General features: G+C 40.9%; 21 protein-coding genes and 1 pseudogene. 10 read left to right on the top strand and 12 right to left on the bottom strand.

Translation table 11 applies throughout. The features are described from left to right. Positions 1-53: 53 nt before the first annotated feature. On the top strand, positions 54-902 hold the full coding sequence (locus tag RM368_RS14985) for a pentapeptide repeat-containing protein (protein ID WP_322694779.1): 849 nt from the start codon (positions 54-56) through the stop codon (positions 900-902). 278 nt (positions 903-1,180) lie between these two features. Then, positions 1,181-1,456 carry a hypothetical protein gene (locus RM368_RS14980; RefSeq protein ID WP_322694778.1) on the top strand — a complete coding sequence of 92 codons (276 nt, stop codon included), beginning with the start codon at positions 1,181-1,183 and terminating at the stop codon, positions 1,454-1,456. Between the two features lie 116 nt (positions 1,457-1,572). On the opposite strand, the gene RM368_RS14975 is transcribed toward RM368_RS14980, so the two are convergent. The 6 genes from RM368_RS14975 to RM368_RS14950 form a co-directional block, all read right to left on the bottom strand. Then, positions 1,573-2,055 (bottom strand): DUF3368 domain-containing protein, encoded by a 483-nt coding sequence (locus RM368_RS14975; RefSeq protein WP_322694777.1) that lies wholly within the window; start codon positions 2,053-2,055, stop codon positions 1,573-1,575. A 5-nt stretch (positions 2,056-2,060) separates the two neighbouring features. Continuing rightward, a complete protein-coding gene (locus RM368_RS14970; RefSeq protein WP_322694776.1) occupies positions 2,061-2,300 on the bottom strand; it encodes a hypothetical protein in 240 nt (79 codons plus the stop codon). Between the two features lie 346 nt (positions 2,301-2,646). Further along, positions 2,647-2,826 (bottom strand): hypothetical protein, encoded by a 180-nt coding sequence (locus RM368_RS14965; RefSeq protein ID WP_322694775.1) that lies wholly within the window; start codon positions 2,824-2,826, stop codon positions 2,647-2,649. Between the two features lie 151 nt (positions 2,827-2,977). Next, positions 2,978-4,474, bottom strand: coding sequence for an aldehyde dehydrogenase family protein (locus RM368_RS14960; RefSeq protein WP_322694774.1), 1,497 nt, complete (start codon positions 4,472-4,474; stop codon positions 2,978-2,980). 109 nt (positions 4,475-4,583) lie between these two features. Beyond that, positions 4,584-5,306 (bottom strand): cyclase family protein, encoded by a 723-nt coding sequence (locus tag RM368_RS14955; protein ID WP_322694773.1) that lies wholly within the window; start codon positions 5,304-5,306, stop codon positions 4,584-4,586. 375 nt (positions 5,307-5,681) lie between these two features. Then, positions 5,682-9,122 (bottom strand): PAS domain S-box protein, encoded by a 3,441-nt coding sequence (locus RM368_RS14950; protein ID WP_322694772.1) that lies wholly within the window; start codon positions 9,120-9,122, stop codon positions 5,682-5,684. 345 nt (positions 9,123-9,467) lie between these two features. On the opposite strand from RM368_RS14950, the pseudogene RM368_RS14945 reads away from it, so the two are divergent. The 5 genes and pseudogenes from RM368_RS14945 to RM368_RS14925 form a co-directional block, all read left to right on the top strand. Beyond that, positions 9,468-9,815 (top strand): annotated as a pseudogene (locus RM368_RS14945) (IS4 family transposase); the annotation flags it as partial. A 343-nt stretch (positions 9,816-10,158) separates the two neighbouring features. Then, complete coding sequence (locus RM368_RS14940) at positions 10,159-11,076, top strand: exosortase-dependent surface protein XDP2 (protein ID WP_322694771.1); 918 nt, start codon at positions 10,159-10,161, stop codon at positions 11,074-11,076. A gap of 712 nt (positions 11,077-11,788) precedes the next feature. Beyond that, positions 11,789-14,335, top strand: a complete 2,547-nt coding sequence (locus tag RM368_RS14935; protein ID WP_322694770.1) for a proteasome protein — start codon at positions 11,789-11,791, stop codon at positions 14,333-14,335. A 230-nt stretch (positions 14,336-14,565) separates the two neighbouring features. Further along, positions 14,566-17,541 (top strand): molecular chaperone, encoded by a 2,976-nt coding sequence (locus RM368_RS14930; protein WP_322694769.1) that lies wholly within the window; start codon positions 14,566-14,568, stop codon positions 17,539-17,541. Between the two features lie 117 nt (positions 17,542-17,658). Beyond that, positions 17,659-18,750: a hypothetical protein gene (locus RM368_RS14925; RefSeq protein WP_322694768.1), complete on the top strand. Its 1,092-nt coding sequence runs from the start codon at positions 17,659-17,661 to the stop codon at positions 18,748-18,750. Positions 18,751-18,852: 102 nt separating this feature from the next. Here RM368_RS14925 and RM368_RS14920 read toward each other — a convergent pair whose 3' ends face one another. Continuing rightward, the gene (locus RM368_RS14920; protein ID WP_322694767.1) at positions 18,853-19,032 is read right to left on the bottom strand and encodes a high light inducible protein; all 180 of its coding nucleotides are present in this window, start codon (positions 19,030-19,032) and stop codon (positions 18,853-18,855) included. A 249-nt stretch (positions 19,033-19,281) separates the two neighbouring features. On the opposite strand from RM368_RS14920, the gene RM368_RS14915 reads away from it, so the two are divergent. Genes RM368_RS14915 through RM368_RS14905 form a run of 3 tightly spaced genes read left to right on the top strand, consistent with a single transcriptional unit; the run spans position 19,282 to position 20,844 of the window. Further along, on the top strand, positions 19,282-19,581 hold the full coding sequence (locus tag RM368_RS14915) for a hypothetical protein (RefSeq protein ID WP_322694766.1): 300 nt from the start codon (positions 19,282-19,284) through the stop codon (positions 19,579-19,581). After that, positions 19,582-19,986, top strand: coding sequence for a type II toxin-antitoxin system VapC family toxin (locus RM368_RS14910; protein ID WP_322694765.1), 405 nt, complete (start codon positions 19,582-19,584; stop codon positions 19,984-19,986). It abuts the gene before it with no gap. A 12-nt stretch (positions 19,987-19,998) separates the two neighbouring features. Further along, positions 19,999-20,844, top strand: a complete 846-nt coding sequence (locus RM368_RS14905; protein ID WP_322694764.1) for a DNA adenine methylase — start codon at positions 19,999-20,001, stop codon at positions 20,842-20,844. Here the strand turns inward: RM368_RS14905 and RM368_RS14900 are convergent. The 5 genes from RM368_RS14900 to RM368_RS14880 all read right to left on the bottom strand — a co-directional run bounded on the left by RM368_RS14900 (position 20,805) and on the right by RM368_RS14880 (position 23,676). Further along, positions 20,805-21,830 carry an NAD-dependent epimerase/dehydratase family protein gene (locus tag RM368_RS14900; RefSeq protein ID WP_322694763.1) on the bottom strand — a complete coding sequence of 342 codons (1,026 nt, stop codon included), beginning with the start codon at positions 21,828-21,830 and terminating at the stop codon, positions 20,805-20,807. The genes RM368_RS14905 and RM368_RS14900 overlap by 40 nt on opposite strands. 51 nt (positions 21,831-21,881) lie before the next feature. After that, the gene (gene clpP / locus RM368_RS14895) at positions 21,882-22,490 is read right to left on the bottom strand and encodes an ATP-dependent Clp endopeptidase proteolytic subunit ClpP (protein WP_322694762.1); all 609 of its coding nucleotides are present in this window, start codon (positions 22,488-22,490) and stop codon (positions 21,882-21,884) included. A 59-nt stretch (positions 22,491-22,549) separates the two neighbouring features. Next, positions 22,550-22,690, bottom strand: coding sequence for a hypothetical protein (locus RM368_RS14890; RefSeq protein WP_322694761.1), 141 nt, complete (start codon positions 22,688-22,690; stop codon positions 22,550-22,552). A 99-nt stretch (positions 22,691-22,789) separates the two neighbouring features. Continuing rightward, entirely contained in the window at positions 22,790-23,356 is a 567-nt protein-coding gene (locus tag RM368_RS14885) for an SRPBCC domain-containing protein (protein WP_322694760.1), read from the bottom strand. Next, positions 23,356-23,676, bottom strand: coding sequence for a metalloregulator ArsR/SmtB family transcription factor (locus RM368_RS14880; protein WP_322694759.1), 321 nt, complete (start codon positions 23,674-23,676; stop codon positions 23,356-23,358). The genes RM368_RS14885 and RM368_RS14880 overlap by 1 nt, the downstream gene beginning before the upstream one ends. Between the last annotated feature and the right edge of the window lie 31 nt (positions 23,677-23,707).

Here is a 23,707-nt window from a genome sequence, read left to right as displayed (position 1 = left end):
TTTCTTTTAGTCCTTTTATTTAGAATACCCGGAAAGTGACAGAAGAGGGGTATGTGACTCCAATAGCTATGAAACAGACTGAGATAAATCTACTTTGGCAGAATCTAGATAGTGCTAAGGGTAAAGAGTATAGTCAGGCAAGAATTCAAGCACTTGAAAAGCTAGTAAAAGCTGGTGAAAGTCTAGCTAGTAGAGATTTCAGTAGTATCAACCTCAGAAGTGCCAAACTCAGCAATGCCAAACTCAGCAATGCCAAACTTGGCGGTGTCAATCTCTATGGTGCTAACCTCAGCAGTGCCGATCTCAGAGGTATCAACCTCAACAGTGCTAACCTCAGCAGTACCGACCTCAGAGGTGCTAACTTCACTGATGCTGATCTCAGAGGTGCTAACTTTACCGGTGCTGACCTCAGAAATGCCAACCTTACCAGTACTGACCTCTGGCGTGTCAACCTTAGCAGTACCAATCTCAGCAATGCCAATCTCGGCAGTGCCAACCTCAAAGATGCTATTTACACCAAAGAAACTAAGTTTCCTCGTAATTTTGATTTTATTGGCAAACAAATATACCTAATTGCTCCTAATTCCAAACTCAGTGGTGCTGACCTCAGTGGTGCCGACCTCAGTGGTGCTGACCTCAGTGGTGCTGACCTCAGTGGTGCTGACCTCAGAAGTGTTAACCTCTTCAGCGCGAACCTCAGCAATGCTGACCTCAGAGGTGCCTTGCTTTCGCGTACTAACCTCTTCAATACCGATCTTAGCAATACCAACCTCAATAATGCTGTCTTCATCGGTATCAAAAACCTGACCCCTGAGCAAGTTAAGGCTGCTAAAAATTGGGATAAAGCAAAATACGACAAGGATTTTCGTATCAAGCTCGGTTTACCACCACCAGCTAAGTAAACACTTTGAGTTGCGTTTTTACTTTTGCCCAATCCCGCAATGCAACTTTCCGCAAACTTTTTCTACATCATTATTCGATTAAAAGTACTTGTTTTGCGGTCTTATTTGCGTATATGGGCAAAACAAAAAGATTTATTTGTCAGAGTGAGCAAAGCGATCAGAGATTGCTTTACTGGCAATGAGTTTTTATAATTAAGCGATCGCACCGATCGCACCAAACAAAAACCAACCCTGAAGTCACTCCCATCAACCCTGTAGTCACTCCCGTCAACTCTGTAGTGACTTTCGTCAACCCTGTAGTCACTCCCGTCAACCCTGTAGTCGTTCCCATCAACCCTGTAGTCACTCCCGTCAACCCTGTAGTCACTCCCGTCAACTCTGTAGTCACTCCCGTCAACTCTGTAGTCACTCCCGTCAACTCTGTAGTGATTTTCGTCAACCCTGTAGTCACTCCCGTCAACTCTACATCTAACCTGAGAAAATGGCATCAAACAGCGATGCCTGCGGTATTTGCCAGCCAACGCAGCGCTCAGAGATTGCTTTGGTGGCAATGAGTATTTATAATTAAGCGATCGCACAGCTAATCTGAGAAAATGATATCAAAGAGCGATCGCTCTTTTTTGAGATTGCTTTACTGGCAATAAGTTTTTATAATTAAGCGATCGCACAGCTAATCTGAGAAAATAGCATCAAACAGCGATCGCTTGACTCTAAAATTCATTGCCAGGATGTCTTGATACAATTGGTCTGTGCTACTAATGGTGATTTTGCCATTTACCTGAAGTTTCTTGATGACTGCTAAGGTTCCCTTAACATTTAATCCTAGTCGGGTTGCTTCTTTTCTAGCTGCGAAGTCATCTAAAATTATGTAATCTATTTGTAATTCAGTGCCTAAAGCAATGGCCTCTGATTCTCCTCTCCCTAGTCGCATATTTAGACGATTGGCTAAGGAAAGTAGTTGAATTTCTTTGACTAATATTTTCTCGGAATCAATTAAAGCTTTTACCTGCTGACTCGCTGCATCAGATTTAGCACTGATTTCTTCTGCAACAAAATTAGGCAAATAAAATTCATCAGAGGAATCTAGAAAAATATCGAGAAATTCCAGACGCGATAAAAAGATTAACGGAGAAGAGTTAAAAACAACCTTCACACACCTTACCAATCCTTCTCTATAGCGATATCTTCTTCAGTCAAGTAGGAAAATTCCAGCCCCATCAAATCTAATAATTTAAGAAATACATCAGGCTCTACTTCCATCATTTCTGCGGCTTTTTTTAAACTAATAACTCTTGAAAATAACGCCCCTATGACAAACAAAAAAGTTTCTTTTTGCTCAATATTATTAAATAATTGAATTTCGGAGGCAACACTTCTTAATTCTTCCTTACTTGTCATAGATATTTCAAGCTACCGACTGAATATCCTTAGATATTATCCTATCCCAAACTTATGCAAGCGATTTTTACCAGCAAATCAACTTAACGCGAAATCGGCGGTTATAAACTTCATCTACATACTGGGTTACAACAAGTTATGATTTCTAAGTTTTACCTCGGTTTACCCAGCGTGCCGCCTCAATAGCAGAACACGAGAATGGCTGTTTTGGTATGATCAAGATGGTAACAGATACCAAACTCCAGAAGAAATAAACGCACAACAGCAACAACAGCTAGAACAAACTCAGCAGCAGTTTCAAGAACTTTTAGCCAAATTACAACAACGAGGAATTGACCCAAATTTACTATAGACCTCTTGCAAAAATATATTTTTGTAACTCTACTCTCAGGGTAAAGGGTAAAGGATTTTGAGTTTCTTTACCCTTTTTCCCTTCACCTTTACCCCAACAAATGCCAAGAAGTCTTATCAAATACCCCTGGCTTAAACTTTCGCGCAGCCATATCATGTCCGCCAAATTACTCATAATAAAAGAACCCCACCCCCAACCCCTCCCCGCCTGCGGGGAGGGGAGACAAAGCACAGCTTTGGCGGGGTGGGGTTCTTCGGGTTTAATAAGCAATCAAGCGGACATGATATCAGAGGTAGTTAATTATCTGAGGTGTAGTTGCAAATAATTAACTGCGGTTATCTATCTGAGCGCGTTGCAAACTTCCAGAGAAGTCAACATAGACACTTTTCCATTCTGTGAAAACATCCATTGCAGTAGTTCCAGCTTCGCGGTGTCCGTTACCGGTTTGTTTCACACCACCAAAGGGTAAGTGTACCTCTGCGCCAATAGTCGGGCCGTTAATATAAGTGATACCTGCTTCAATGTCGCGCATAGCAGTAAAAGCCCGATTGATATCGCGGGTGTAAACTGAAGAAGAAAGACCATAATTGCTATCGTTGAGAATTGCGATCGCTTCCTCAAAGGAGCTAACCTCAATTAATGCCACTACTGGCCCAAATATCTCTTCACGAGCAACTCGCATATCAGGAGTTACATTATCCAAAATAGTTGGTTGAAAGAAGTAACCGTTTTTTAATGAGCCTTCACTAGCAATTTCTCCACCAATTAAAACCTTTGCTCCTTCTTCACGAGCGATATCCAAATACTTGCTTACCTGTTGGAGTTGCTTTTCATTAACTATCGGGCCAATATCTGTATCAGAGTCAGTGCCAGCACCCAAGCGTAACTTACTGGTACGCTCATAAAGCATCGCGGTAAATTTTTCTTTGATATCACGATGCAAAATCAGCCGACTAGTAGCCGTACACCGTTGTCCAGTTGTGCCAAATGCTCCCCACACGGCCCCATCGAGAGCAAGTTCTAAATCGGCATCTTCCATCACCACTTGAGCATTTTTCCCACCCATTTCCAAACAGACACGTTTGTGAGTGCGTCCGCAAGTCGCGCCGACAAAAGCACCCGTTTCTGAAGAACCAGTAAAGGATACTAAATCAACATTGGGATGCTCAACTAAAGCTTTCCCCGCCTCCTCTCCCACACCATGCACCAAGTTAATTACTCCTGGTGGTAAACCTGCTTGTTGAAAAATTTCAATCAATTTAGTTGCACAGGCGGAGGTATCTTCGGCAGGTTTGAGAATAACTGTATTGCCACATACCAAGGCTGGCATAGCTTTCCAGCAAGGAATTGCCACCGGGAAATTCCAGGGAGTAATTAAGGCACAGACTCCGATGGGCATCCGCACAGTCATGGCAAATTTATTGGACATTTCCGAAGGTGTGGTTTGCCCAAATAGTCGCCGTCCTTCGCCAGCACTGTAAAAGGCGCAGTCAATACCTTCTTGGACATCTCCCCTAGCTTCCGTCAAGGGTTTACCCATTTCCCGACTGATTAATTGGGCAAGTTCTTCTTTATGTTGGAGTAATATTTCCCCAACGCGAAAGATGTATTCTGCCCTCGCTGGGGCCGGGACTTTGCGCCAACTGTGGTAGGCTTTACGGGCGGCGGCTACTGCTGTATCTACATCTTTAACTTGGGAACGAGGAAATGTGGCTACGACTTCGGTTTTGTCGGCAGGGTTGCGACTTTCTAGGATTGCTTCTCCTACAGCACTCAACCATTGACCGTCTATATAATTACGGCAAGATAGCGGAGTTGTCATTTTGAAAATCTCCGATGATCCACTGAAACTTGTGTATTAAGTTTGCTTGCTTTCTAGGTTATCCTCAAGTTTAGGAAATTGGCGCGATAAGCAAATATCGATATAAAAATTAAGGCACGAAGGCCAACACGCCCACGGGCGAACCAGAACCACCACGTAATCTTAGAGGTGCGATCGCTAGAGTAGTACCTTTAGGTGGCAGTTGATCCAAATTTGTGAGATTTTCCAACACAATGCGCGGTTGTTCTAAAACTAGGCGGTTAATTGTAAAACTGTTATCCTGTCCGGGGTCTACACCATGAGTATCAATTCCTACTCCAACTATTTGCCGTCGATCGAGTAAAAATTGAGTGGCATCGCTGCCAAATCCCGGAAAGTGGGGAATCCCTTGAGCATCATGATTGAGGAATGCACTTTTATCCAACCACTTTTTTTGCCAACCAGTATTCAATATAACTACGCAGCCAGCAGAAATTTCACCGTATTCTGCTTCCCAAGCCAAAACATCAGCAACAGTCAAGGCATAATCAGGATTAACTGCTGTAGCTTGGCAAACGTTTATAACCACCGCAGGTACAACCAAAGACTGGGCTGGATATTGGTCAATTCCCACAGCAGAACTATGAAAACTATTAGGGGCGTTGATATGCGTAGCGCTATGTTCCCCCAAAGAGAAACGCCGCAAGTAATAGCCATCATTATTTAGTTCAGCTACAGTTTCAAATTCTACTGTGGGATCTCCAGACCATTGGGGAATATCTATGTCAATTACATGACTTAGGTGGATAACGCGTGTGTAGGTGATACTATTTTGACTTTCGGGTTGTATCATCCCAGCCTTCTATTTTATTTGTACTCAGGGATTTTTTATAAGATGCGTAGGTGCAGTTCATTGTGTACATTGTCTGAGTTTGCTACGCCTACGCAAAGATAGTACTACCATTACAACGTTTTTCAAACCTAATTCCCTATATTAGAAGAAATAATCCCCTCAATTCCTGTAAATTTTAGGTTATTGAGGGGGTTAAAATGTTGCAGCAAAAAGTGAGTTGATCTTAGTTAACAACTATTAGGTTAAGCTTTGGTTAAGTTTAGATTAAGATTAGATATCTCTAGAAATTAAATATGCGTTATCCAGAACCCTTCTAAAGACGTAACACCGTTACGTCTCTACATTAATTTCACTTTGATCTCTATTGCGTGATATCTAGGTTGAGGGTTCTTGCTTGAGTGGAATCATAACAACAAATTCGGCACCTTCTCCTGGTGCTGAAATACAATGGATCTTTCCACCGTGTTTTTGGACTACAATTTGGTAGCTAATTGATAATCCCATACCTGTACCTTTACCCACAGGTTTTGTCGTGAAGAAGGGGTCAAATAAGCGTTTGCGTACTTCTTCATTCATCCCTGGCCCATTGTCAGCAATGCTAATGATTACATGGTCTTCTTGAATGAGGCTGCGAATGTAAATTTGTGGAAAAGTGATTTGTTGTTGGGAGATAATGCGTTGGACAGGTTTGGCGGCTTGTACCTCTGCTCTTAAGCAAGCTACGCGCCGCGTCTTTGACAGGAGAAGCAACTGCCGTTCATTTGTCTTTTGTTCGGTGTTGTTTACTAATGACATAGGCGCTTCGCCTTTTTGCAGGGTATGACTATTGACATGGGCGCTTCGCCTTCCCGCAGAGTATGACTCTTCTAAAGCATCGATCGCATTTGTCAACACATTCATAAACACCTGATTCATCTGTCCGGCGTGACAGACTACTGGTGGTAGATTGCCGTAGTCTCGAATTACTTGGATTTCGGGATGTCCTGGTTTGGCTTTGAGGCGATTTTGCAATAGCAGTAAAGTGCTATCCATCCCTTCATGAATATCCACTGCTTTTGTACCGTCTTCATCAAGGCGAGAAAAATTGCGTAAAGATAGGACAATCTGTCGAATGCGTTCAGATCCCATCTTCATCGACTCCAGAATTTTGGGTAAATCTTGCTTGACAAATTCCAAATCAATGGTATTGATTTGTCGATCGATCTCTGGTGTTGGTGGGCAGTAGCTCTGCTGATAAAGTTCTACTAAGTGCAGCAAATCTTTAGTATATTCACTGGCGTGGCTAATATTGCCGTAGATGAAATTGACGGGATTATTGATTTCGTGGGCAATACCTGCAACCAATTGTCCTAAACTGGACATTTTTTCAGTTTGAATCAGTTGCGTTTGAGTTTGTTGAAGTTCTAGCAGTGCTGCTTCTAGTTGCTGGGCTTTGTCTTGGGCAGTTTGAGCGGTAATGCGACTTTGGGTGTAAAGTTTAGCTTGGTCAATGGCGATCGCTAGTTGAACTGTAACTGCTTGTAGTAATTCTACTTCGTTGTTCTGCCAAAGACGAAAGCCACTACAATAACCACAGCTAAATGCACCAATTTCACCAGATTGAGTGTGTACAGGTAGCGCCATAAAAGCAGTAAAACCAAAATCCTGCAAAAATTGCTCTGCTATGGAATCGCCCACAGTCTCAGTATCATCAATGCGGATGATTTCTCCGTTCAAGGTTTTGGCTGCAATTAATTTGATTTCCGCATGAGTTGCTTCTTGTTGATTAAGTAGACACGGTAAAAAGGAACTTTTCGCCTCATAGACTCTTTCCCAGTATGGTACATCAGCGTCTTGCCGATACCAAAAGAAGACGCAGCGATCGATCTGAAATAAGTTGCGAATCTCCTGTACTGCGGTTTCCACAATGTAATTGAGATCCAAAGAAGCTCGAATTTGGCTAGAAAGACGATTGAGCAATGTTTCCCGCTGGACGCTTTCTCTGAGTGCAATTTCTGTTTGTTTGCGCTTGATGCCAATGGCAATCTCTTGAGCGGCAAATTCCAAGGCTTTGAAAGTTGATTCTGTTACTGTATGGCGGGCAAACATGGCTATCACCCCTACAGTTTCATCTTCAACAATCAAGGGATAGCCAGCGAAGGCGACCATACCCTCTCGCTGTGCCCACTCTTTGTTACCAACGTGGGGATCTGTCTGCACAGAATTAGTTAAGTGGGGTTTGCCCTCTTTGGCAATCAAACCAATTTTGAATTGACCGACTGGTACACATTTATGGGACCCATTAATATGGGTGTACATCCCAGAACTGACTTGCAACTCTAATACGTTGTCTTGTTCGTTTAGCGTCCAGATGCGAGCAAAGGCTGCATCAAGATGTTCAACTAAAGCGTCAGTGCAGCGACGCATCATATTCTGTAAGCTGTCACTCTGGGTCAATGCCGCGTCTACATCGGCACGAAAATTTGCTAAAAGCGCTCGTTCTGCTAGAGCTACTTCTGCTTCTTTACGGTCAGTGGTGTCATAGCAAATACCAACGAAGTACAAAATATTGCCATTAGCGTCTTTAATCGCAGATGAGTTGCTTGTATGCCATCGCCAACTACCATTTTTGTGTTGGACTCGATATTCAATTGCTTTTTGTTTTTCGCTTGTTGTCAAAATTCTTTGAAAATAATCGACACAAATATGCACATCGTCAGGATGTATAAAGGGAACAAAAGATTTGCCTTCAACCTCTGCAATCTCATGCCCAAAAATTTCAGTCCAGTTAGGAGAAACGTAGGAAAATATCCCTTCAAGTGTCAGTGCAAAAATAACGTTGTTGGCATTTTCTACAATGCTGCGGAACTTGGCATCATTTTCTATTAAAGCTGCTTGGATGTTGTCGCTGGTGTCGCGGACAAGAACTATAATTTGCTGGTCTGGTAATGGTAATAACCTAGCTGCAAAATTATTGTTTTTTCCTGGTTGCGGTAAGGTATATTCAAAACTGACTTCATATTGAGTTTCAAGTACTTGATTTATTGCTTGATGGAAGCGATCGCCTACAGCAGTCGGTAAGCATTCTCGCAAACTCTTGCCCTGACAATCTTCTGGTAAAATATACACACTCTCCATCAAACCTTGCTTGTAATCCAGAATACTTCCAGCAGCATCAATGCGATAGTAGGAATCAGGAAGTACTTGCAAAATCGCGGCAAATTCTGAGGTTTTTTGGCGTAACTCTGCTTCAATTGCTTGGCGTTTGCTAATTTCCGCTTGCAGTTGCTCTAATGCTTTTGCTAATTCTGTTGCCCGTTCTCTATCTGTAATTTTACGTAAGCGACGAGAGGAATTTGTCGATAGCGAGGAGTTTTCTGTTAGGGAAGATTGACCGATCCCGATCGGCACTTCTGTTAGATCGATACAATAACCGATGTAACCGACAAAGCTACCATCTGCCGCAAATCGTGGCGCGGCTGTATCTAAAATCCAGCGATATTCACCATCAGCTCGACGCAGGCGATATTGTCTCTGAAAGGAATCATACGTCGCAAATGCTCTCAGGTATATATCTTCACATCGCTGTCTATCTTCTGGATGGACGCTGCCAGTCCAAATATTGCTTATTTCCTCTGCTGGCACAGATGCAGATGCGGCTTTTGTGAGATGTGTTCCAGTAAATTTCAGCCAATTAGAATTGAAGTAACAGTAAAGTGCATTACATCCAGACATCCAAATCATCAGAGGAGCAATATCCGCCTGCTGACAGAATACTTTTTCATCCTCTTCAACTATGATTTGCTTAACGTAGCTCTGCACCTTTTTAGAAAACACTTTTGCCTGCCTGCTCTGCCTAAATTATTAAGGTAATATGCTGAAAATACAATTTCTTAATACATGGATATAATCTTGTTTATGCCAATCTACTAACAATCTTAATACTTTATTTATTTTTATATATGCAGTAATTCCTCTTTTAGTGTAAATAAATTGAAAAAATGCTGAAGTTATCATTAAGATTAACTTCAGCATTTTGTGTGAAATTTAAACTATATATATCAGAGAGCTTGTTTGACTTTGTTTCTTTTTGAATTCACTGAGAAATTCATCTTAGCTATGTAATTGCATTGCTCAAAAACCTGATTTAGCTTTACGTAAACTATATGATTCTCTGTGAAGCGTTTACGCTTCCAAATCGAGTTTGATTTTCGAGATGCCAAGTAGTTCTGGGAATTGGAAAACTTTATGAACCTTAATCAAACTGCGGTGACTAATGCTGCTAAAACACGCATTTTTTATGGTCAGCTTATCCCATTATCAACTCTTAGATTTTCGTCAACACAATCCCGACTCCGGCATTATCGATCTTAAAGCTCCCTATGATGGTTTTCGATATATCCGTGAAATTTCAAAAATGCTTCCTGAAATGCCCGATCCTATTTTATTAACCCAGATTTTGCCAAGGTTACTTCTTTAGGACGTATTCATTCCGTTTCTACGGGCGTTGAATCCTCGGAAATTGGCTAAAGTATTGTATCTAATAACAGCATTTTGGCTGAAAGGATCGCCCACACAAAAGTTATAAAAACTTTTTTTACCAATTGACACAGATAAAAAGCTATGGGATAGTTCTATTAAACTACGGTAAATCGATCAAGATTTAATAGTAAAGAATCATAAATCTGATTAAAGACTTTCAAAAACTGAAGGGTTAATTGTCTGAAGTGTAAAAAAGTCTGATAATTCGCTCTTTGCAGAAGCGGGGGTGAGGTTGCACACATTTAAGACTGTGCGACTAATTTGTTCTGTCTAATAACCTATCTGATTCACTCAGGTAAGTTTTTTGGTGTCTACCAAGGTGAAAATACAAATGACAAATATCTTTGCAAAGACAATAGCGATCGCAACAAGTGCTGCTTCTATATCAATGGCTTCCCTAATACTAATAGTACCTGCTCATGCTCAGGCAGCACCATTCACCCAATTTTCGTTTAAAACTAATGTCACAGCTACTCCGACTAACGACCCTACATCTAGTTTACTCAATGATCCCACAAGGGATATCCGGTTGGATTCAGTAGAATTTAGTGGAAGAACGATTAGTAGCTTTGAAGTTGTCACCAAAGCAAAGATTCTCCGAAATGATACATACACTCTCCCAGATGGAAATGTATTCGGTATACTGAATTCAGGAAGAGGCCCTAATACTCCTGATGACGCCCTGCTTCTTGAAGGCCCCTCAAAACCAAACCCAACTGCTCAAGACATTGTTGACAGTTTGGGAAACTTAAATCTAAATAGCATTCTGGTGACGCGAGAAAATGCAGATACAGACAGTATTGAAGTCTCCTTCGCCAATCCCGTGAATACCTTTCTCTTTTGGGAGCGTGGTGGAACAGCAGGTGGTTCAGTTGCAGGCGATAGCGATTTATTGGTGGAAGCTTTAGGTGAAAATAATGAAGTTATAGCGACTTACAAAATTTTGAGGCAAAACTACACCAAAGCCGACTATAACATCAGTACTCAGGTCTTCCCCATCCTTAACAATGGCCCTTTCAATATTGGCTCCATAGGCATTAGTTTAGATGGAATCACTACTCAAACACTGCGATTAACTAGCTCTAACAATAATGGGCTTATTCCTGGTATTCTTAACGACAATGGGCCAGATTTCAAAGTTATAGCAGCAACGGTTAAAGTTGTTCCCGAATCTTCTACTATTATGGGCGTACTGTTAGTGGGTGGTTTAGGGATCATCTTCAAGCGTAAGATAACAGTTATGGGCTGATATAACAAGCAGTTTTTAAACTGTTAGCCAAAATAACATAACTCCAAAGACCTCTATCACTTAGTACAACTAAGGAGAGGTCTTATTATTTGGTAGAAATCTATACCTGTTAGTCTCCCAATGAGTGTCTGCTAGACATTAGTTTTGGATTTGAGCAAGAGTCAGAATAACCACTTGATTGAATCCCCAGATTATTTTATTTTTGCCAAATTGGGATGCTTCCAAGTCCTGGTGACTAGAAATCGCGGCTACAGGAAACTTTACCCACCTCCATTGGTTTAAAAATTTTTGCTTAGGCGGATTTGGCTTGTGTAGTAGTGAATTATATTCTAATACCCTTGGATTAGCACCAAAAACCTTGTATATAAAGGACTTACATAAAAATTGTCTAAAACTCTTATTCCTTAAATCATGTGTATAAAAGGGTTGAATACCCACATATTTACTAAGCGGTCTTCAATAATTTAGTGGTATAAAAGCCAACTTTATTCCTTCATAAACCTTGATTTTGAAGAATGTATTCTTTTTTATTTTTCCTAACAAAATCCAATGTTTCAAAATTGTCTTGACTATGCAAAATGCTTCATCCCAAAATCGCAACTTAAATGAGAGAAATGCTAAATGTGATATCAACTGGTTGTAACAATGCCTGGTAATCGCATTTTATATGTTATAAAGCTCACAGAAATTAATGTTAGGCGGAAACTACTTTATGGAACCAGATAAACTGGGCCGTTTTAAGGAGTACGGCGAATTCATCCTCCGAAAGATAGATTCTGTGCCCCAGTACCCTTCTAAACAAGAAGATTGGGTTCCAGCTAGTCTTGATGACTGTCTCCTGCGTTTGCGATCGGCTGCCCAGAAAACTGTAGACCTGGCAACTTCGCCTGTCAAAATTGGTGTAATGGGGGAATTCAGTAGTGGAAAAACTTTACTTTTAGGCAGTCTAATTGGATATGCAGATGCTTTACCAGTCAGTGAAAACCCCACTACAGGTAATGTTACCGCCATACATATTATCCCGCAAGACGATTTTGCAACAACGCAATTAAGTAACTTTACGGTAGAGTATCTTTCCCATGAAGGTGTACACGAGTGTCTCCGCTTCATGCTAGGGGAAGCCAATAAACGAACCACAGCAGCAGGGCTTCCTCCGATACCAGTATCGAAACTCAACTCTGGGACAGATATTATTAGCTGGTGTGAAGAAGCGTGGAATAGTAGTAACAATTTAGAGCTACGTTATTTACTCCGAGAGTTGGTATTATTCCTGCGGGCTTATCAAGCTTATGGGGAAGTTATGTGTGGTGGGCACTACCAAATTGATGCGATCGCTGCCCGCGAGGGGCTACAGCTAGTCGAGCAGCCAATGGCAATCCAAACTCTGAAATTCGAGGATCTACCCCCAGCGCACATCAGATTACCGAGTCCACCCCAGAGGCTACCAACAAAGTTATTGCAAAACAGTTTCCCACTGATCCGCCGCGTCGATATCGATGTGAAAATCTCACGGGAAATTTGGGATTTTGCAGACGCAGCTAAATTTATTCTCATCGACTTTCCGGGATTGGGGGCTGCTAATTCTGGGGCTAGAGATACCTTTTTGTCATTGCGGGAATTGGCAGAAGTACAGACAATTTTGGTATTGCTAAATGGTAAATCTCCTGGAAGCGATCGCGCCAATAAAATCTTCACCATGATGCAGCAGCAGCGACCGGGACAAGACCTGAAAGATTTAATTCTCGTCGGTGTGGGTCGTTTCGATCAACTACCTCTAGATAGCGAGGGTGGCGAAAGAGAACTTGACCATCTGATTGAAGATAGCCATTTAGAAGAGGAAACGGTTCTCCAAAAACTCAAAGTTCTGCAAACCACCATTGACGGTGCAGCAGCGTTTACAACCCAAAAAGACCGCATCGTTTTACTGTCGCCACTGTTGGGATTAGCTGAATTGGCAAAACGTTCTAGTAAAGTCAAAGCTGGTTCGCCAGACTTTTTAGCTAACTTAGATTATCCTGATTATTTAGATCGGTCTAAACGGCTACAAGAGAAATGGGAGCTATTAAGTAAAAATTTGATAGAATCTAACACCCGTAGCTATTTGGGCAGACAGTTGGGTTACTTTAGTCAAGATGGTGGACTTAGTAAACTGCGAGAATTGATTCAAACTCATGTAGCTACTCATGGTCTGAAACAATTGTATGAAGATACCAAAAGAGCTGCTGATGTGGTGAGTCAGCAACAAGATCGCTTGAAAGATATCATAGATGAAATTCACGAGCAAGGTATCCCCACAGGCGATAGTCCCGCTTTTATCGAATTGCGCTTAGTGGTCGAAAGCTTAGATAAAATCTACAGAAATTTCCAAAAAGATATCGGGAAAGAACCACTCAAAGATCGGCGCGGTGTTGTTGTCAGCGATGTAGTAAAAGACGAACTCACTTTTAGAATCCTCAATTGGAATCAATGGACTTTACTCTTCAACAAAGCCAATAATGGAGCGATCGCTCTGGCAGAATCTAAAGGTGCAGCTGGGAAATTATTCGATCGGGGAAACCGCGTCAATACTTCTCTTCCGACTAAGAGTGATGATTTTTATCCAGTATTTGAGAAAACCGTTAAAGAAGTAGAAGATTTTGCCCGCGATCGCATCCAGCAAGCCGTGGTAGATTTGTTGAACCAATTATCAAATCATATAGCCCCAGAACGCGAACAATTGCAGGCGTTTTTCCATCCAGAAATGGAGCAAGAAATCGAAGAAAAATTTGGTTTTGAAGATGCCGATCTCTTTTATAAATTATTACTAGGATGCGATCCTAACGAATGGAAAGAAGCAATCATCTCAGAAATTACTAGCAAAGATAAAACCGTTGCACCCGAAATTATCTTTCCCTTAGCACGTCAAGACGATAAACACAACGTTGGTCAAATCTTTGATTGGGCACCAGAGAAAAGCCAAGGCTTCGCCAAATCGAGCAATCACCAACTTTTAGTACTGCGACTGCGAGATGAAATTACAGCTAGCGCCAGTCTGCATCTTGTGCAGTATGTTAGCGAAGTTAATCAGCAAATTAATTCCGAACTAGAAGGTATTTTGGATCAAATTATTCCGAGTCTGCAAAACCTTTCAAAAAAAGAAACTTTGCTAAGATATTTGGCAGCTGGGGAATTGCCATCTGAGATCCAAATTCCGACTTGGTTGCAAATTATTGCTGAAATTGCGGCTATTTCTCCCTCAGACGATTTGGATTTGAGATGATGCGATCGCGTGCAATGCCTAAATTGGGCTACGCCTACGTCCTTTCTATATAAAAAAGCGTAGGCGTAGATATCGCGCTAAATAAAAAAGCCAGTGCTAAACAGAATCAGTGGTACAAGAGCGAAAGTTAAAAGTTTTTACCATAAGGATTCTCTGAATTTGTAATTTTATAATGCAATATTACAGTTTTTAGCCAGCTATAAAATAAACAACAGAAAGTGAATACTATAATGAACCCTTTTCAATTGAATAACTATAGCGATCGCGAACCAAGCGAGAAACAACAAAAAAGATTTCCGGGATGGTTTGCTTTAGATTTTGGTACGTCGAATTCGACAGTCACACTTTTCGATCCAATTGAAGTACCGATCGCAGAAATTTTACCCAAAGAGCAAGAAATGCGGTTGCGCGATCGCTTATCGCAATGGCTTAGTTCTCCCGCCTCCGTAGCTTTACCGGATGTCAGCACTGATGATTGGGCGAAGTTTATCATAGAAATTAGCAAAAATTTGGAGATAGAACCCAGCCAATTAAGCGAAGTATTTGAAAGTGATAATAAAGAGCGATTTTTGGAAGCAATTCGCCAAATTGAACTTTCTTTAGGTAACAGCGAGAGATTCCGCCGTGCTGTCAGCAAAAAACTTTACCAAATTTATCATGAGGTGTTCCGCGTCCCTACCCTAGAGTCGCAAAATCTGATCCCAGTTGTGCTGGATATCGATCGCCGCGATACGGAAATTCCCAGCGAGTCGGAAATTTCGCACTTAGAGGATTTAAAACTGCGGATGGGTAGGGAGGCTAGAGATAACCGAAAAAAAGCGATTGCTCAAGGTACAAGCGGTTCTTTGAAGGAAATTATCAGCAGGTTTCACCATTCACCCAAACGCTATTTTGGCCAGGAGCGATCGTTTTCAGTTATTTTGGATGGCGAAGAAGAAACAATTACCGCTAACCAGTTAATCCAATCTGCTTGGGCGCATTTAATCGAGTTAACTGAAGACTACCGCCAACACGCACGACGCAGATTTTCGGAAGGAGATTTTTTAACAGCAGTTGTCACCTACCCAACAGTCGCCCCACCAGTTGTTCGCAAGGAAGTTAGGGAATTAGTTGAGCAGTTGGGAATCGATGATGTACAAACTGCTTATGATGAAGCCGTTTCTGTAGCAATATTCTTTTTATGGCGAGAATTTGGCGGTAATCTCAACATTGGAATCGAGTCATTCAAAACCCGTTGTCGCCAAGTAGGAAACAAATGGTCACAAAATGTCCTCGTCTTGGATATTGGCGGGGGAACCACAGACTTAGCTTTAATTGAACTGACTCTAGAAGATAAAACTCCGAGTTTTGCCGATTATGAAGACCGGGGTTTAGGAGGACGTTACTATAAACTTACCCCCAAATTATTAGGTTCATCTGGTCATTTACAGCTAGGCGGTGAATTAATTACACTGCGAATTTTCAGATTATTAAAAGTTGCGATCGCCGACTTTTTATTGACAGCAGTCACAATAGGCGATCTTGAAAACGAAAAGCTAGAAGATTTAATTAATTCCGAGTTAAACGAGCGCTTTTTAGAACAAAGCAAATTCAAAACTGGCAGTCTTTTAAAATGTCTAGATAAAGAGAATCCAGAAGGCGATATTGCTTACAAAGATGCTCTAGATACAGCCGAGAAAGTATTGCCGACTCGTTGGCAACAAGCACCTCAACGTCTGCAATCCTTTTATATTCTCTGGGATTATGCAGAAGCCGCCAAACTTAAACTTGGGCAAAAGCCACCAACAGAGAATTCTCTATTAACCTTTACACTTTCTGAGCAGCAAATTTCCGAATTGCTTACCCAAAGCGCCATTAAATTGCAAGTTAAAGATCCAAATAACATCTGCGTCACCTTAGATAACCAGCAATTTGAACGAGCCGCTGCTTCGGGAATTAAAGAAGCGATCGGAATTGCCAAAGGATTAATGGAAAGTCGTTTGCGTCCCGACGATCTTGCCAAAGATTCTTGGAATTCCCAAAAAGTTGATTGGTTAATTTTGTCTGGTAAAACTTGTAATTTAGATGTAGTGCAGCGCCAAATCTACCAAGAATTTAGTAAATCTCCATATTTTGTCTGGAATCCAGAACGGATTACCTTTGTGTTGGAATTTACTAAGCTAGCCACCTCCGCCGGTGCTTGCTATGCCGAAAAGCTACGAAGATTGAGATTCGATCCAGAAGAGTCTAAAAGCTTGCTGCGTAAGGGGGCCAACCAGCTAGAAATTGATGTCAAAAATCTATTTTATTATTTGCCCTGCAACTTCAAACGTAAAACCCAAAGCAACGATTTACTAACTATATTTAAAGCCGGACAAGAACTCTATCAACTCGCACCTTGGGAAACTGTTGCTAAAGTTCGTACTCATTGGCAAGGCATACAATTAACTAACATTATCTATCGTCAAGATTACGAAGAGGGAGATTTACGACTATGGGGAAGCTTTGACGGCAAAAACCTCATGAATCAACTGGAAATGCCAGAAGTAGAATTTCTGAAAAAAATCAAAGTCCAGTTTGAGATTGACCAAACCCTCGAATTTAACGTATTGCTTTGTCAAGGAAATCCCCATTATTTGATTGACATTTCTGGTATTGATTTAGAATCGGTAGTTTCAGAAACTTCAGCGCTATTTGCTGATGGTAAATTAAACTGGAATATTGCTGTAGAACGCTTCAATAAAGACTTAAATGATGGTGATATTGCCGTCAATGTGATTGAGTCCGCAACCGTCGATCAACCAGATGCCTATCATCTTGTATTTGAAGTTGGAAATGATGGTAGTAAAACGTTTCACAAATTTCACTATTTGCGCGATGGTGTAACGCAACCAGGAATTGGGTTAATTAGTAATCCCTTACCTCCATTCCCACAAACTGGACAGCACACCTTCTATGTTTATCAAACAGATGCCGAAACCAACAGTAAAAAATGGATCAGAATTGGCGCACTCAGCAAACCAGATATAACCACAGATTACCCTTGCCAATATCGTGTAACTCTCGACGATCGAGGTATTCTAAGGATGCACGCTGGTGAAGTCCCTTATTGGACATCACAAAATCAAGAATGCCTGAAAGAAGAAGGATGTGTTTTTCGTGCTGAATTAGAATTGCAACCTAATGAAGTTGATAAAGAACGCGATCCCTTTTGTGGCATACATTAAACCTCTGCGTTCCTCTGCATTGAAAAAAATTAATATTTTTAAACGCAAAGGGGCGCGGAGTAAACGCTAAGGGGCGCAGAGGTTTGCCAAGTTTTATTCGCTTTGGAGGTGATATTTATGCAGCACTTGCGTCAATTATTAGAGATAGAAAACTCGGAGTTAGCCCGATTACTGCGGTTTAGTTTGTATGGACTAGAGGCTAGTTTAAATCAGGCTCGCACAGAATTACCACTAGATCCAGGATCTAAAATATGTGATGATGTGTTGCAAGAACTTCATAACCTCTTACAACCTGCACCGCCACAGCAAAATACTGGTTGGGAAGATCCGCCAGATGAGTTAAAACTAAATCACCTTCGAGAAGCTTTTAATTCTGATTCAGAACTTAGTTATTATTTGGGTAATTCCCAACTGCAAAGCCAAACAGACTCAGATTTATGGAATGAAATTCAACGCAAACTGCTGCGAATACCAGAGGATTTGGCTGCAACTTGGCAACAGCGTACCTTAGATTTAGCCCAAGAAGTTGGTGCGATCGCAGATAATTCTAATCTATTTCAGCTTCCCTTTATCCGTGATGAAATTATCTACCTCGGTCTTAGTGGTACTGTTCAAACTCAGGGATTAAGCTTGTATCAACAACCACTTTCAACTTCTCAAAATACTCAAGGTAATGCATCCGATTTACCAGCAGCATTCCTATTTTTATATATGAATTTTATCGAAATAGACCCAGATTTACATCATGCTTTAAAGAGCGTTTTTAGCTTCGATGTCGTTTCCTTACACTCCAAACCAGAACAGCGCGATCAATATATTGATGCTTTAAGCGATCGCTTCCAACGCACCCAAAAAGCTGAGAAAAATACCGATCCCCTGTCAATTCTCCGTGCTTGGATTGACATGGACGAAGCAATACATTCCCTAGTATTCGTACCACCAGCTGAACGCTATTCTTGGTGGGGAAAGCTACAACATGAATCACGGCGCATCCTCAAGAAAGTCGCTGATGAAGCTATTAATGCAGGTAATGAAGTGCGAATTCGCCAATTATCGGGACTTTATGCAGATATCTGTGCTTCATCCAAGGATGACTTGCAACTAGACTGTGGTGGTATTCCTGGCGAAGTCTTAACTTGTCTTCGAGTTTATGCGCGAATCAATCAAGAAGAATTCCCCGGTCGTGTAATATTTCGCTCATCACGCTAGCTGCTAGCAACTTTTCTAATTCTTGAGATTACGAGGCAAGGCAGACAATTTTACTAATCCCCGCCTTGCCTCATAATCTAATGAAGCTAAAAACGTTTAAATCTAAAGGATGCCCCAGAAATGTAAGATTCCTTGACCAGAAAACACTTCAAGCGCAACAGCAGATAAAAAGCCAATCATTGCAAAACGACCGTTCCAATTTTCGCTCTGAGGAGTGAAGCCCCAGCGCAAAGCATTAGGATCTTCTGAAACCGAAGGCGCAGTCTTCTTAACGTCTGCCATAAATAATACTCCGAGCTTTTATGTTGTAACAGTTATCACTGCCTGTAAAGTAATGTAACAGGTTTTTACGAAAATGCAACATTTAATTAGCTCAAAAATTAAATTTATTTAGTTAACTTATATTAAGTGTGCGTAGTTTTTTATCAATATACCGATGATGGTTAGAATTAAAAGGTTATGCGTTGTTAATAAACTAAGCTAGTATGACATTCATAATATAATTACATATAGTAGCTGAGGTGTAATGCGGTGAGTCGGGTTTTAAGCGTGGAATTAAGTGATGAAGTCTACGCAACATTGCAGCAGCAAGCCGAGGTTGCAGGCGTATCTCTTGCAGAATTGATATCTACTTCCATAGAACAGCAGTATGGTTCTCCAAGACGTGAAAAGTCGCAAGCTCAAGTTGAAACAGAGAAAGAAGTCGCTCGTCAACGTTTCCGAAGTCATGCTGGAAGCATTAACCTTGGTTACGCTACAGGAGCAGACAACGAAAGCATTGATGCTGATTTAGCCAAAGCATACAGTGATACTTCTGAGGAAACAAATTGAGTGCTTCTACTTGATACATCTGGGCTACTTTGCTATGTCCATAATGGTGAACCAGAACATCAAAAAGCAGTTGAGTTTCTGGATACTGTTGGTGGAAGTTTAACTCATAACTATGTTTTAGCAGAGTTTATTGCTCTAGCTCAGGTTCGTCGCTTTCCACGTATAACAGCACTAAATTTTATTATTGATTTGTTAGAAAATCCAGATATAGAGACGGTGTGGATAAATGAGTTTTTACATCGAGAAGCAGTTAAACTTCTAATGGCGCGGCAAGACAAGACCTATTCTTTATGTGATGCTGTTAGCTTTGTGTTGATGCGTCAGCGTGGTGTCACCGAGGCATTAACCACCGACCGCCATTTTGAGCAGGAAGGCTTTCGACGTTTGTTATTACCCCAGGTATGACGATTTCTAATTATGATTAAAAGCCCACTCCGTTATCCTGGCGGTAAGTCAAAAGCAATAAATCAAATAGTTGAATATTTACCAGAAAGCTTTTTGGAATTTCGAGAACCTTTTGTAGGTGGTGGTTCTGTATTTATTTATTTAAGACAAAAGTTTCCTGGTATCAAAATTTGGATTAATGATTTAAACCGCGAACTCTTCTTATTTTGGAAGTTTGCTCAATCTGATATAGCTCAGTTAGTTAAAGAAATTCGACATATAAAAGTAAGGTATACAGATGGCAAATTATTGTTTTTAGAATTGACCAGTGTAGATGTCAATAAATTATCTGATTTAGAAAGAGCAGTCCGCTTTTTTGTCCTTAATAGAATTACTTTTTCTGGAACTGTAGAATCAGGTGGTTTTTCTCAAGAAGCTTTTCATAAAAGATTTACTGATTCTTCAATAGAACGAGTCGAAAAGTTAGAAAATCTTTTATCAAAAAACGTCCAAATTACTAATTTAGATTACAGCCACTTATTAAAAAAAGAAGGAGAAGATATATTTTTATTTTTAGATCCACCATATTTTAGTGCTACAAAATCAAAACTATATGGTAAAGATGGTGACTTGCACACTTATTTTGAACATCAGAGATTTGCTGAACTTTTGCAACAATGCGATCATCGCTGGCTAATTACCTACGACAACTCAAGGCAAATTATAGAAAATTTTCAATGGGCTAATATTTCAGAGTGGGAATTACAGTACGGCATGAATAACTATAAACGAAGTGGTGCAGCTAAAGGAAAAGAGCTATTCATTACTAACTATGAAGTTCAACGAAATTTAGACAAAATCGCATCTTCTATTGCATAGTCCAGTAACCACGGTACTGCAAACTGCTGCGGTTCTTGAGGTGAATGAGTCCGTTGCCAATCAATAGTTCGCTGCAATGCTTCATCTAACGGCACAATTTCTTTGTATCCCAACTCTTGACGGATACGAGTTAAGTCTACAAACCAATTTTGCTCTGTATTAACAGGCAACTTCCACTCTGATGGAAACTCGCTTTTGGGTACAATAATCACTTTACCCTGCCATCCTACTATTTTCCCGATTTTGGTGATGCGTTGAGCTTCCGTAAGTGCTTCGACATCAGCGACATGATAAATGCGATTAGTTGCGCGTTCGTTTGTTGCTGCTAGTGCGATCGCATACGCTACATTTTCTACATAGCCGTAAGAGCCACGCCATCGAGCGGTACTGTCTTCTAAAACAATCGCGGGACGGTTATCATCCATTCGCTGAAGATAGGAATACAGGCGATACAGGACATCTCTGGAACCATATACCATTGGCAGGCGTATAATCGTTCCACGTAAGTTGGATGACATCACCACCCGCTCTACCAGAATCTTTTCATAATCAATTGGCACAGCGATCGGTCTAGAGGGCATTTCTCGGTATGGATAAAGCTGTTGGCGCAGGGGTGAATCTTCGGTAAGTGGTACAGGCACAACATCAGATTCCTTACCCCAAAGGACATCGTATGCACGATACACATCCATACTGCTGATTGCAACAACACGCTGGGCAATACCCTCAAATGTCTTAGTTAGAGTTAGTGCATCTTGTTCGTTATAGGCAATCATATTTACCACGACTTGAGGCGAAAGCTGCTTAAACTTGCTTTTCATCTCCAAAAGATGGGAGCGCTCGCCCAAAATTTCATGTACATCTGACGGGAAGTTAGTTGTAGTTTTTCCCCGATGAAATACGCTCACTTCATGACCCATTGCAATGAGTTGACGGACTACAGGAGGGCCAATAAAATTTGTACCACCAATGATGAGTATTTTCATTTTTTGGTTTCCATTCCATTACTATTTGTCGATATTAGAGTTGTTTGCAGATTAAATAGATGCAGATGTTTTCAAAATGATATTATCAATTAAACCGTAAGCTTTTGCTTCTTCGGCACTCATGAAAAAATCACGTTCAGAATCCAGTTGAATCTGCTCTAGCGATTTACCAGTATTGGCAGCGAGTATTGTGTTAATTAATTGGCGGAAATACAAAATTTCTTTGGCTGCAATTTCAATATCAGATGCTTTTCCCTGAGCGCCTCCTAATGGTTGATGAATCATAATTCGAGCATTTGGTAGAGCATATCTTTTACCCTTAGTTCCAGCAGCAAGCAAGAATGATCCCATTGAAGCAGCAATACCGATGCATACAGTACATACTTTTGAACGAATTTGATTCATGGCATCGTAAATAGCCATTCCTGCTGTCAACGAACCTCCAGGACTGTTAATATACAATGTGATATCTTGCTCTGGATCTTCAGCATCAAGAAATAGCATTTGGGCAACGATGAGATTAGCTGTCTCGTCTGTAACTTCATTTCGCAAAAAAATAACTCGCTCTGCAAGTAAGCGTGAATAAATGTCTAATGCTAGCTCCCCTCTTTCTGACTGTTGAATAATCATTGGGATGCTGATTTGAGTCTGAGAATTCATACTTAATATCTCCAAGTAAGATAAAAATTTCATTCAAAACATAGTTTTTCATAAAATATTTAGGTGCAAGTAATCATTTTTAGTCTATGAATTGAACCTTTTGGCACTGGTTCAGCTAATGGCAATAATTTTGTACCTGGAACAGGCTGAAACTCAAACCATGTTTCAGCTTCTGTATCCACAAAAGTCTGTTTATTCATATTAAGTTTTTCCAAAGCTCAATTTAATTTGACTTGGCTAATACTCGTCTGCTTTGAATTTAAATGTGGATATTGACGTGTAATACGTGAATTGCAACTTTAATTTGTGCAGAGTGTAGCTAATATTTGCGGTAGTTTTTCATGTAAACTGTAGTACCATCCACCATTAAGAAAATAACTAAAAACGATACTATCTAATGCCTCATATCTACCAACGGGTATTGATGAAAATACAGTACTGCGATTTGGTATTACTATTTGCATTCCTGCCTTGGACTCATGGATAAATTTGCCTTGCCACGGTTGAGAAAGTTCCATTGGTTCATTGAGCTTGATGCCTTTTTGAATCAAACCTTTATGTTCGAGTAGAAGTTTTGTACCCCCAACTACGGGTTGGATTGTCCAGGTAACAATTGAAGGCTGGCACATCATACTGTCTTGCCAAGTGAACGCCAGCCGTCTTGGTTCATCAAGTTCAATTACCTGACAGTCTATTTCTCCCTCTAACCCTGGCAGTGTCGAATGCACAAATCGGAATTTGTGTCCCAAACGCGGCTCAAAGTCGTTTTCCATTAGCCATACTGCCAATGCCTCGCGGTTAGTGAGTACCTGCCAAACCCGTTGGGGAGGATAGGGATAGAACACTTCCATATTCAATCGGAGCATCAATTTTCCTCCAAATAATTGCCAAGAGCATCGAGTTTTTCTTGCCAAAACTGCTCGTAGTGAGCAATCCATTCAGATATCTGTTTCAATGGCTCCGGGTTTAGCCGATAGAAACGCTGTCGCCCTGCTTTCCGCATTTGTACTAAGCCTGCTTCGCAAAGAATCTGTAAGTGCTGAGAAATCGCTGGCAAGCTCATAGCAAATGGCAGGGCTAGTTCTTTGACTGGTTGCTCACCACTACGTAACAGATCCAGTAGCGCCCTGCGTGTGGGATCTGCGATCGCCACAAAAACATCGGCACTGGCAGCAGGTCTACTCATTCCTATTAACCATATATTTAAGCAAAAGCTT

The sequence above is a fragment of the Nostoc sp. DedSLP03 genome, from assembly GCF_034530815.1.
Taxonomy (GTDB): domain Bacteria; phylum Cyanobacteriota; class Cyanobacteriia; order Cyanobacteriales; family Nostocaceae; genus Nostoc.
This window is presented reverse-complemented; position numbering and strand designations above follow the sequence as displayed.